The 11,762-nt window shown below is 57.5% G+C and carries 11 protein-coding genes; 5 read left to right on the forward strand and 6 right to left on the reverse strand.

What is annotated here, in order from left to right; genetic code table 11:
* Positions 1-104: 104 nt before the first annotated feature.
* The 3 genes from AB4O45_RS04105 to AB4O45_RS04115 all read left to right on the forward strand — a co-directional run bounded on the left by AB4O45_RS04105 (position 105) and on the right by AB4O45_RS04115 (position 3,567).
* Positions 105-845: a winged helix-turn-helix domain-containing protein gene (locus AB4O45_RS04105; protein ID WP_256810660.1), complete on the forward strand. Its 741-nt coding sequence runs from the start codon at positions 105-107 to the stop codon at positions 843-845.
* Between the two features lie 277 nt (positions 846-1,122).
* Positions 1,123-1,782, forward strand: coding sequence for a winged helix-turn-helix domain-containing protein (locus tag AB4O45_RS04110; protein ID WP_122508334.1), 660 nt, complete (start codon positions 1,123-1,125; stop codon positions 1,780-1,782).
* A gap of 390 nt (positions 1,783-2,172) precedes the next feature.
* Entirely contained in the window at positions 2,173-3,567 is a 1,395-nt protein-coding gene (locus AB4O45_RS04115) for an undecaprenyl-phosphate glucose phosphotransferase (protein WP_056791447.1), read from the forward strand.
* A gap of 323 nt (positions 3,568-3,890) precedes the next feature.
* On the opposite strand, the gene AB4O45_RS04120 is transcribed toward AB4O45_RS04115, so the two are convergent.
* From AB4O45_RS04120 to galE, 6 genes are all read right to left on the reverse strand, one after another.
* The gene (locus tag AB4O45_RS04120; protein WP_256810654.1) at positions 3,891-5,969 is read right to left on the reverse strand and encodes a YjbH domain-containing protein; all 2,079 of its coding nucleotides are present in this window, start codon (positions 5,967-5,969) and stop codon (positions 3,891-3,893) included.
* Positions 5,966-6,727, reverse strand: coding sequence for a capsule biosynthesis GfcC family protein (locus tag AB4O45_RS04125; protein WP_256810652.1), 762 nt, complete (start codon positions 6,725-6,727; stop codon positions 5,966-5,968). Before AB4O45_RS04125 ends, AB4O45_RS04120 begins: the two co-directional genes overlap by 4 nt.
* A complete protein-coding gene (locus AB4O45_RS04130; RefSeq protein WP_256810650.1) occupies positions 6,724-7,389 on the reverse strand; it encodes a YjbF family lipoprotein in 666 nt (221 codons plus the stop codon). The genes AB4O45_RS04125 and AB4O45_RS04130 overlap by 4 nt, the downstream gene beginning before the upstream one ends.
* Before the next feature lie 12 nt (positions 7,390-7,401).
* Positions 7,402-8,517 carry a polysaccharide biosynthesis/export family protein gene (locus tag AB4O45_RS04135; RefSeq protein ID WP_172667912.1) on the reverse strand — a complete coding sequence of 372 codons (1,116 nt, stop codon included), beginning with the start codon at positions 8,515-8,517 and terminating at the stop codon, positions 7,402-7,404.
* Positions 8,518-8,608: 91 nt separating this feature from the next.
* Positions 8,609-8,845: a hypothetical protein gene (locus tag AB4O45_RS04140; protein ID WP_016775457.1), complete on the reverse strand. Its 237-nt coding sequence runs from the start codon at positions 8,843-8,845 to the stop codon at positions 8,609-8,611.
* A gap of 230 nt (positions 8,846-9,075) precedes the next feature.
* Entirely contained in the window at positions 9,076-10,092 is a 1,017-nt protein-coding gene (gene galE, locus AB4O45_RS04145; RefSeq protein ID WP_460161105.1) for a UDP-glucose 4-epimerase GalE, read from the reverse strand.
* A gap of 387 nt (positions 10,093-10,479) precedes the next feature.
* Here galE and galU point away from each other — a divergent pair, with 387 nt between their 5' ends.
* On the forward strand, positions 10,480-11,313 hold the full coding sequence (gene galU / locus AB4O45_RS04150; protein WP_460161106.1) for a UTP--glucose-1-phosphate uridylyltransferase GalU: 834 nt from the start codon (positions 10,480-10,482) through the stop codon (positions 11,311-11,313).
* Positions 11,314-11,345: 32 nt separating this feature from the next.
* Positions 11,346-11,759: a mannose-1-phosphate guanylyltransferase gene (locus AB4O45_RS04155; protein ID WP_016770593.1), complete on the forward strand. Its 414-nt coding sequence runs from the start codon at positions 11,346-11,348 to the stop codon at positions 11,757-11,759.
* The last annotated feature ends 3 nt before the right edge of the window (positions 11,760-11,762 follow it).

Raw genomic sequence — 11,762 nt, forward strand, 5'->3', positions numbered from 1 at the left:
TCGGGAGACACGTCTAAAATCCGTGTAAATGTTACCAATTGTCAGTCACAGATGAGAACCGGTGCTTTAACATCCCGATGTCAGCACCTAATTCGAGTCAACGCATGATGCTCTCAGGGAACTTGGCGACGAGAAGTCCGCGCCCGACAAATGATGAATCCGGTGTTCTTGCGCTGGGTCGTACACTGGGTGTGGCTGATCATTTGAGATCGCTAATCGCAAAGCACGTGCAGCCCGATATGACTCTGGAAACAGGTGCTTTCACTAGTTCATATAAGCAGCACGGTTACATCGGTTCCTACCGCGCCATTTTCGTCATCATCGATAGTCCACAAGCCATCGAAGAAAATCTGGCCCTGGTGCAAAACCTGCGCGATGACAACTTGAAGCCGCTTATTTGCGCAATTGTCACCGGCCGCGGTGCCGTCAACAAGATCAAATATTTCCTCGCCGGGGCGGATGCCTGTATCAAGCTCAACACATTGAGCGATGACAGCGAAGACTTGCTCGCGGAGTTCTTCAACAGCGAAGACTGGCAACGAGATATCAATCTCACGCTTGATCCGACGCGAATCTGCCTGATGGACAGTCGGCGCAAACTCGATATCTCTTTCGCCGAAATGAAGATTCTCGAAGCCTTTGCGCACACCGGCAATCACATTCTGAGTCATGATGAAATCGCCAGCATCATGGGCCTCAACAGCAATTTCTACGATCCTCGGGCACTGGAAAAATCAATCAGTCGCTTGCGTGGAAAAATCAAGGACATGTATGGTACAAACGCGATTCAGAGCATCCGCGGCTACGGCTATCGCCTGATGCGGGGCCTGATATCGACTGCCTGAGTCTCGGGCAGTCTTCCCTTTTGCATACGTACGAAGGATCGTCTGATGCAGCCATATCGTTCCAATTGCGCCTCATACTTATTAAAACTCAAGCACTTGAATGAGCACGGCATCACGCCACATAACAATAAAACTCCATAACATAGCAGCAGATCGAGTGGAATTTATCGATGGCCATTTTCGGCCAGAACCCTGCCTACGATTACTTCCGAGGAAGTCATTGCTCGCCTGCCGATTTATCTTTTAGCCAATTTTGGTGTGTATTTAGGAGAGAGACATGGAAACGAGTACAACCCTCCCCAGAAAATATTTTGTTGTTGTGACGCACAGCACAACGTCGCAACGTGAACTGGAAAGCATCTTGTCCAGTGAGCGTTTCAATTCGTTTGGCACGTCGCAGGCACAAATGTTTGTTGAAGGTGTTGCTTCGCCCTCTTCCGCCCCGATGGTCATGGAGTTCAGTTACCCAAGCCTCAGCCGAAAGAATGTTGCGCGCAGTATCGAACATGATACTCAACGCATACTGGCCACTCTTGAAAATGAATGGCGAGCCGCGCAGACAGACAATCCGTTTCAAAGCTTCCCGACCCGCAGTGCAGAACGCGCTCATATCTCCAATATCAGCGAGAGCACTGAGCCTTGCAGCGACACCTGGCATCTTGACGATGAACAAGGCGTGTTGCTCAAGGACAATGTTGCGATCAGCCTCACTGGCCTGGAAACCGCGCTGGTGAGGAAAATGCTCAGCCATGAAGAGCGCGTGGTCAGTCGTGATGACTTGATCATCAGCATTGGTCGGGAGCCCGAGCAATACCGTGGCCTGGAAATGTGCCTGAGCCGATTGCAGGACAAGTTCAAGAGTGCGAGTAATGGCGAGCGATTGTTCCGAGCCGTAAGAAATCGCGGATATTGCCTGATCCAGGAAGTCGTTGCGTAACCGAAGACGACCTTCAAATCGAGACAAACAGATATAAAGTGCGACTACAACAACAAGAAGAGCACTCTGTTTGGCTTACCCTCCCTGATTCGATAAAAGCTTCCCTGCCTCCACCCTTCAACAGTAACAAATACGTCCCCGCTTTTTCATCCCCCGCTCTACGACCTTTTCTAACAGCCATCTATTGAATTATTAAAAAGTTGGCACTGTGCCATCTTGTTAGAACTCGTCAGACACCATTCCCGACAATAACTTAGTCTATTGGCTGACGACAGTTCGGCTCTCGATGTTGTTACCTCAAGACACTCGCTAAAACAAAAACAATAAGTCTGCATAACAACTCGGCTTTCAACTGTTGAAACCTGAATGGACGTCTTTTGGGGATATCGTATGGATCTTTCTCTCAGTATTAATCGAAGCACGGGCCTCAAGGGACTGACCTTTTGGGGCCAATGGGCGCTGGCACAGGCTTTCGTTGTGACGCTGCTGTTCATCCTCGCTGAACAGCACACCGGCACCGTCGCGTTCTACTACCGAATGTGCGCCACCCTCGCCGTCCTGGCCTCGGTGCCGGCTTACACATTCAGCGGCGTTTATCGCAAACGCGACAACTACCTGACCGGCCTCGGCCGCTTGTTCATGGGCTGGTCGATGACCATGGCCGCGCTGGCGTGCATCGCGTTTGTCTGCCAGGCCGATGAGTTGTTTTCCCGTCAGGTGATTCTGAGTTGGGCGGTGTACGGCTTCCTCGGTCAGGCGTTTCTCTACGCGCCGCTGCATGCATTTTCCAAGTTCTACCAGCGTTCGCGTAAAAGCGAACACCGGACGCTGATTGTCGGCACTGGCGAACTGGCGCTGGGCCTGGCGAAGAAACTCAGCCAACTGGAAAACCTGCCGCTGATCGGGCTGGTCAGCAACGGAGACAAGCCCGCTCTCGGCTCCGATGCACCGCGTGTCGTTGGTGCTCAGGACGAGTTGCTTGAGCTGATCGAAGCCCACGACATCCGTCGTTTGTACATCACCCTGCCCCTGTGCGAAGCCGCGAAGATCGAAGCGATGTATGTCGATTTGCTCGGGGCCAACGTCGATGTGGTGTGGGTGCCGGACTTGAACAGCCTGACCCTGCTCAACCACTCGGTGAAAGTCGTGGACGGCCTGCCGGCGATTTACCTCAACGAAAGCCCGCTGACCAGCCGCCCGACCGCTGCCCTGAGCAAGAGTCTGGTTGAGAAAACCGTGGCATTCCTGGCAATCATCGCCCTCAGTCCGCTGCTGTTGATCATCGCTCTGGCGGTGAAAATCAACTCGCCCGGCCCGGTGTTTTTCAAGCAGGACCGCCATGGCTGGAACGGCAAGGTGATCAAGGTCTGGAAATTCCGCTCGATGCGTGTCCACGATGACCGCGAAGTAAAACAGGCCAGCCGCAATGACTCGCGGATCACCGCAGTAGGCCGTTTTATTCGCCGCACTTCGCTGGATGAGTTGCCGCAGTTGTTCAACGTGTTGCAGGGGCACATGGCGCTGGTGGGGCCACGGCCGCATGCGGTGGCGCACAACAATTACTACTCGGGCAAGATCCTCGCTTACATGGCCCGTCACCGAATCAAACCGGGCATCACTGGCCTGGCACAGATCAGCGGCTGCCGGGGTGAGACCGACACCATCGACAAGATGCAGAAGCGTGTCGAGATCGACCTGCAGTACATCAACAGTTGGTCGTTGTGGCTGGATCTGAAGATCCTCGTGAAGACGCCGTTTACGTTGTTGTCGAAGGATATTTACTGAGGCTCAGCGCTGCAGATCACAAGGGGACGAAAGTCCCCTTTTTTGTGGGCGGGATTTTGGTAACCAGTATCGACTACCGGCACAAACCTTGTAGGAGTGAGCCTGCTCGCGATGGCGGTGGGTCAGTCAATGACGATGTCGGCTGACACGAAGCTATCGCGAGCAGGCTCGCTCCCACAGGGATTCGGGTGATGACCTGGATGTGTGGCGTGACGCCGATCAACTGTGGGAGCGAGCCTGCTCGCGAAAGCGGTGTGTCAGGCACTGGAGATATTGGATGTGCCGGACCATTCGCGAGCAGGCTCGCTCCCACAGACCAGCGCTTACTCGGTAATCTTCTCGAAGTTGCGATAGAACATGTCCCCTTCCCGGCTATCCGTCATCGAGTGCAGTTGATAGCTGCGGCTCAGTCTGGCGCCGCCATCTCGGGTCAGTGGCGCCCAGACCAGGTTGGCGCGGCGCATGGTCGACATGCTCATCATTTCGTCGAACGGGATCGACAGGTACAGGCCCTTGTCGAAACTACCTTCGCCATATTCGGCGCTGCTGGCCGTGGTGATGGTTGCCCAGGCACCGACCCGCACACCATTGAAGAACTCACGCGAGATGTCCACGGTCGTGCCCCAATCGCCGGCCAGATAGCGACCGACACTGACCGCCGCCAGCGTGTCGAACGGCAGGTCGGTATAGCCGGTGATATGCCCGGTCACTACCGAGTAATCGCGCAAGGCAAAGCCCTGATCGAAATCACGCTGGCGCACCCAGTTCAGGTCCGCGCCCAGCGACCAGCGCTCGCCGGTCGGGCGGAACAACACTTCCGCGCCGACGCCGGCAAACATCGATTCCAGATAGCCGCCGTACACCATGCCGTACAGATCCTTGTCCAACTGCTCGGCATGGCTGAGCTGGAACAACGGCATGGTCGTGTTTGACGTCGTCAGGTACTGGCGCAAATCCGTGCGCACGCGGGGCAATCCGCTCGGCGCGTCGTAGACGAATTTGTCGAAGTTGTTGACCAGGTTGGCGCTGAGCAAACCGCTCCACCAGGTGTTGCGGTTGAAGCGATATTCCGCGTCCGCATCAGCACTGAATTGATAGAGCAAACCATCCGGGCCGCCGACGTTCTGCTTGAAGCCCAGACCCACGCCATAGCTGAAATGCTGCGGCGCTTCGGTGTAGAGGGTTGTCTCGTTGTGCGGCATCGCCGGGTTGATTTCGGTGGTGCGGTGCAGCGCCTCCAACGGTTCTTCGTTGTTGATCACTTCGCGGAAGGTCTGGCGCGGCAGGCTGGTTTCTTCCAGCGGCAAGTCATAGCGCTTGTTGACCACGGTGAACCAGTCGATGTCGTCGTTGACGCTGTTGTCGAGAATCCGGCTCGCGCGGCCAACGGCTTTGGACGAATGGAAATAACGCTGCTGCTCGCCATAGACGATCAGTTCGGAATCGCGCTGGCTGATGCGCTCGACCTTGTACCCGGCATTCTGCTGCAAACGCCGCGACACATCGGCCCAGTTGACCTGTTCCATCGAGGTCGTCGGCGCCTTCGCCGGCAGCGGTTCGGGAGTCGGATCGTAAGTCTTGGCCGGCGCCTTGCGGCTGACGAAATTGGTGTGAAAGGTCACGCCGAACATCGCCGTATTGCCCCGTTCCCAGGCAGCGCTCAGATCGATCGAATCGGTCACCTTGAACACCGCGCCAAGGTTGATCGGCGAGTCCTGTTTGATCTCGTTGTCCTTCGGCTCGTTCTTGTAGTCGTTGCCTTCGAATTCCAGCTTCAGGCTCAGCCGATCCCATGGCGTCTGGTAGCTCAAGCCACCGAACAGAGAAGGCTTGCCACGAAAGTACGAGCCGGAGTTGACGTCACCGGTGCCTTCCAGCGCCGGGCGCGTATCGAAGCGGCTGCTGACGTAGCCCAGCGGGTTGTCGAAGTCGCCGCGATTACCGATGTAGCCCCAGGCGATGCCGGCACTGAAATCGAAATTGTCGAAGCGCTTGTTGGCGACGAAGAATTCGCTGGAGAACAAACCGGTACCACCGATATCTCGGAAGCCCAGCGCCACTTCCGGCGCCCAGTGGCTTTCCTGCCACAGGCGCACTTTGGCGTCGACCGCCTTGTCCTTGTAGCTTTGGCTGCCGCTGAGGGCCTCCGAGCCGTAGGGCCGGTTGGTGATCGCGGTGTAGCGAAACGAACCTTCGAGCCAGTCCAGCGGTTGCAACGACACGCTGTAGCGGCTGTACGGGTCGGTGCGGTTGGCATTGACGCTCAGCTCGCCGGCCGGGGCCATGCGCGCCGTCGGCGTCTGCAACAGACCGGCGCCGCCGAAGTCATTCTGGGTGATGCGCGGCTCGGCGTGGGCCAGACCGCAGGGCAATAACAACACAGCTGCGAAACGTAACTTCAACGAACCACCTCGGCCAGCTGCGTGGCAATGAATTCGGCCAACTGCTGATTCAATTCAGGAAGAGGCGGATCAAGATCATCATTTTTTATCGGCACCAGAATCCTGCTGCCGGCCACCGGAAACTGCCCGCTCTCGCGATTCCAGTGCGCGATGCCGACGCGCCGCGACACGCCGTTGGGCTGGATCAGCCACAGGTAATCGGCCTCGGCATCGTCGAGAATCGAGCAGCCTTCCAGGTATTCGCGGGCCTCCTGCAATGGCTGGTACGGCAGGTGGCACGGCTCGGTGACCGCGCCCAACACCTGCACTTCATCAACCCGTTTCGGATAGATCAGCCGATCGCCGTCATCCAGACGAATGTTGCGCGCGAAGCCGACTTCCACCGCCACCGGATCGAGGTCAGCGATCTGCCGTCCGGTCACTGGCATTTGTCGAACCTCTTCGGCAATGCGCTGCGCCAGTGCCGCGCGGCTTGGCCGATCGAACAGCGTCGCCATGCGTTGCAGCACCTCGAGATCGAACAGCACGCCGACCTTGAGCCGCGTCTGTTCCTCGACCAGCGACTGGCGCAACAAGCCGCCCGCCAGCCAATAGCCTTCGGCATTGGGCACGGCTTCGCTGATCACATCGAACAGGCGTCCACCCGGCGGCAACGCGATCGGACCGGGATTGGCGACGTCGCCGGACACAGTGACGGCGGCCTGACTCGCCCCAGCGATCAGGAAAAGACCCGCCGCGATTAGGCTTAAGCGCTTCACGGCAGATGCCTGCGGTCAGGAGTCAATTGCACCAGCTTCACGCGCAATTGCGAGGTCAGTTGTTGCTCGCTCTGCAGAATGAAACCGTCGCGCGGGTCGACCCAGTAACGGTTGGTCGCGCTGAGGCCGATGGCTGGCGCGTCAATCTGTTCATCGACGCGCAGCACCGAGTAAGCCTTGTCGAGAATCTCCAGGGTCTCGGTGGAACGGCGCGAAAAGCGGCTGTTGACGATCACGCCGACTTCCTGGCCCTTGTACAGATCGATCCAGCGCCGTGTGGTGAAACCGTCGACGACGTGATGCAGACCGTGCTTGAACGGCGAGTCATCGGCCAGCCGCGTGCCATCCAGATCACCTTGCAGGCCGAGGCCGATGCTGCGCACGGCGAGGCCATCGCGCAGCAGCAAAACCTGCTTGCCGGAGGCGACCCAGAATTGCAGGTCTTCGCGCTCGCGCACCAGCGCCAGCACGCCTGAGCCGGACGGTGTGGTCAGTTTCAGTTGCGGGTAGTTGACCCCGGCGACCTCAGCTGCTGTCACATCAACCTCGTCGGGGCCGACGACGGCGGCCTTGAGGTTGTTCAGCGACGCGCTCATCAGAGGATTGCAGCCGCACAGCAACGAGGCCGCCATCAGGCAGACGCCCACTTTCAATAGGTTCACAGTCGGGCGGCCTTATTTGCTGTTGTTGCTGTATTCGCTCCAGTTCTTCGCTGCCGAAGCCCCGGTGCCGACAATCGACGCCGACGGCACCAACTGGCTGATGAAACGGTTCCAGCGAGTGACGTTGGCCGGGCCGACGTAGACCACATCCTGTGGCCGCACCTGGAAGTGCGAAGCCAGCGCCATGGCGGTCGGTGATTCGGCTTCGAGCTGATAGATCTTCGCCGGCTCGACGTCGAGATTTTCCACGCCGCGAATCACGTACACCGCGTTGCCATTGGAACTGGTCTGACTCAGGCCACCGACCGAACCGAGCACGTCGGACAGGTTCATGGTTGCGGTCTTGAAGCTCAGCGCGCGCGGCTGGTTGACCTCGCCCATGACGTAGATGCGCTTGTTGTCGTTGTACGGCAGATACAGCTGATCGCCGCCCTTGAGGTAGACGTTCTGCAGTTCGGAATCCTGCTGATTGAGCGAGTCGAGATTGAGTGGATAGACCCGCCCGTTGCGCGTCAGCAGCAGGCCCGACAAGTCGGCGTTATTGGTGTCGATGCCAGCGGAACCGAGGGCTTCGACCACACTCAGCGGATTGGTCGAAATCGCTTGCGGGCCGGCCTTCGTCACGGCGCCGGTGACCACGACTTTCTGACTGGCGAAGCGCAGCACCGCGACGTCGACCTGCGGCTCGGCGATGAATGCCGACAGGCGTTGTTCGATGTCCGCGCGCAGTTGCTGGATGGTCCGGCCGGCGGCCTGGACTTCCTTGATGAACGGGTAATACAGCGTGCCATCGGAGCGCACCAGTCGGCCGTTGGCATCAATCTGTTGTTGCGCGCCGGAGGGGGCGGTGAGCTCCGGGTGATCCCAGACGGTGATGTACAAGACGTCGTTGTTGCCGATGCGATATTCCGCCGGCGTTACCAGCAGCTCCGCCGGCAGTGACTCACGCTTTTGCGTGGCGCGGTTCATGGCGATCAGCTTCGGGGTGATCGGGATCAGCTCGACCCGACTGCTTTCGCTGGCACCCTGGCGGGTGATATCGCTGGTGCTCAGGTACTGGCCGGGGGAAAACATGCAACCTTGCAAAGCGAGACTTGCCAACATTAAAAGATAAACACTACGAGTCATAATGGCACTACGCTATTCAAGGGCGAATCCAAAAAACAAAGTCACCCGACTTGCGTCGGGCGACTCTGTACTGCACTAACAAATGTTCCTGTTAGTTATGCGTGCCGGTTGTACCGGTGGTACCCGTCGTACCGGTGGTACCGCCGTTGGCACTGCCACCGCTGTTGGACGCCGCTACAGCACTGGCAACCATTGCAGTACTGGCCGCGGGCGCTTGCGAAGCCGCCACACTGCCACCTACATTGGTTACCGCTGTCAACGGTGCTTCAGCGGCGGCAGCCCAGTTGCTCAACATCGTCAACAGGGCAACTGCCATCACTTTTTTCATAACAACTCCTTTCTAACATTCGAACTGTTAAAAAACAGATCTGTGTCAGAGCTGGTAGCTTTCAAGTCCGCAAAGAGCGCGAACAAGATCCGTTGTTCTTTCACAGTCCTGTGCAACTGCTAAAGTCGAACGGCAGGTTTATATCTACGGACTTGCAAAAGGCATTGCCAGTGTAATTTCCCGACGTTATCTAACAACCTGACTGAAACTAACATCGGACTAAATGGCCATCACCCTGAATAACCATTGGGATGATTCGACTGCCAGCGCCAAGTGTCGGCAACCATGTCCTGCAAGTTGCGCGTGGCTTTCCAGCCGAGTTCTTTCGCCGCTTTCGAAGCATCGGCAAAACTCTCGGCGATATCACCGGCGCGGCGCGGCATCATCCGGTACGGCACCGGCCGCCCGCAGGCCTGTTCGAAGGCATGCAGCACTTGCAGCACGCTGTAGCCATCGCCGGTGCCGAGGTTCCAGGTGTGAATGCCGGTGCGCTCGCTGATCGACTGCAACGCTTTCAAATGCCCATCCGCCAGATCGACGACATGAATGTAATCGCGCACGCCGGTGCCATCGGCGGTCGGGTAATCGTTACCGAAGATCGACAGCTCGCGCAGGCTGCCGACTGCGACCTGGCTGATATACGGCACCAGATTGTTCGGGATGCCGTTGGGGTCTTCGCCCATGTGCCCGCTGGCGTGGGCGCCGATCGGGTTGAAATAGCGCAGCAGCGCGATGCTCCAGCGCGGCTCGGCGAGGCTCAGGTCGCGCAGCACGTTCTCGACGATCAGCTTGGACTGGCCGTAGGGATTGGTGGGATTGCCTGTAGGAAAATCCTCGCGAATCGGCATCTCTTCAGGCTCGCCGTACACCGTCGCCGAGGAACTGAACACCAGCCGGAGCACCCCCGCCGCTGCCATCGCCTGACACAGGGTGATGCTGCCGCCGACGTTGGTTTCGTAGTATTCGAGCGGCTTGCGCACACTCTCGCCCACGGCTTTCAACCCAGCGAAGTGCAGCACGGCGTCAATCTGATGCTCGCGGAAAATCCGGTCGAGCAGCGGCCGATCGCAAACATCGCCGCGAATCATCCATGCACTTTTGCCGCAAATGGCTTCAACGGCGTGAAGTGCTGCGTCGCTGCTGTTACAAAGATTATCCAGAACGACAACTTCATAACCTGCTTCAAGCAATGCAAGTGTGGTATGCGAGCCGATATAGCCGGCACCACCCGTTACCAGAATCTTCATAGCGCGGTCCGTCATTGAATAAATACCCGGTAGCGTGTCAAGCCATGCCTGGTGGAGATGCGGAGCAATTCACACAAACAGGGCGACAACAACCTCAAACAAATTTAGTTCAACCACTGGCAATAATTATTTTTGCCGGTCAAACTGTTTGACGGGTACTTATTAGCACTCCCTGGACACTTATCACTATCGACAGATACCGACTAAAAATAACTAATAACCAAGTAGTCGACATCTCATAACATTAGCGCTTTTTAACAGCGCAACTAATTGCCAGCAACAACCTGACTCGGGTATTAAAGTAAGCCTTCAATAATCATTGAAACTTGCCGCCACTTTCTGGTGCGCAACCGTCGCCTGTGTTCCATGACTGTCCAGGATACTTTTATGATTCGTAAATGTTTGTTCCCCGCTGCCGGCTACGGCACGCGTTTCTTGCCGGCGACCAAAGCCATGCCGAAAGAGATGCTGCCGATCGTCAACAAGCCGTTGATCGAATATGCCGTTGAAGAAGCACGGGACGCCGGCCTGCAACACATGGCCATCGTCACCGGCCGGGGCAAGCGCGCGCTGGAAGACCACTTCGACATCAGCTACGAACTCGAGCACCAGATTCGCGGCACCGAAAAAGAGAAATTCCTCGCCGGCACCCGCGAGCTGATCGACACCTGCACCTTCTCCTACACCCGTCAGGTGGAAATGAAAGGCTTGGGCCACGCCATTCTCAGCGGCCGCCCATTGATCGGCGACGAGCCGTTTGCCGTGGTGCTGGCCGACGACCTGTGCCTGAACCTCGACGGCGATGGCGTGTTGTCGCAGATGATCCAGCTGTACAAGAAATTCCGCTGCTCGATCGTCGCCATCCAGGAAGTCCCGGCCGACCAGACTCACAAGTACGGCGTGATTGCCGGTGAGCTGATTTCCGAGGGCATCTACCGGGTCAACAACATGGTGGAAAAACCGGCGCCGCAGGACGCGCCGTCGAACCTGGCGATCATCGGGCGCTACATCCTCACCCCGGACATCTTCGACCTGATTGCCGACACCGAACCGGGCAAGGGCGGCGAAATCCAGATCACCGACGCACTGATGAAACAGGCGCAAAACGGCTGCGTGCTGGCCTACAAATTCAAAGGCCTGCGCTTCGATTGCGGCGATGCCGAGGGTTACTTGCAGGCGACCAATTTCTGCTACGACAACGTGTACCTCAAAGGCCGCTGAGACGGCTTTTCTCTCCCCACAGGCAGGCAACCATGAACATTGCACAACATTCGACAGAGATTGAACGTGAGGTGGGCAACCTCGGGGTGATGAGCTGGTTGTCGCGCCATCAACCGCTGCCCAGCGCCAACGAAACCTGGCTGGGCACGATTCTGCTGGTGGAGCGGATCGGTGTGTTTCCTGCGTCCGGCGATATTCGCCGGCCGCTGCGTGATCCCTATCCGCTGCTCGCGCACCTGAAGGCGTTGTATGGCGAACAGGCGCTGGAAATGGATGACCGCGATGGCCTGAAAGTGATCTTCAGCGACTGGCGCTTTCGCGTGCGCATCTGCTGCAACGACCCGGCGATCATCATTAATGTTGAAACCCGTTGTGATGCGCGGTTGATGCCGCGCAAGCTTGACGAACTGCTGGGGCTCATCGACGCCTTCAAGCACGACGCCTGATCA

It is taken from the genome of Pseudomonas sp. S2_B10 (assembly GCF_054668425.1).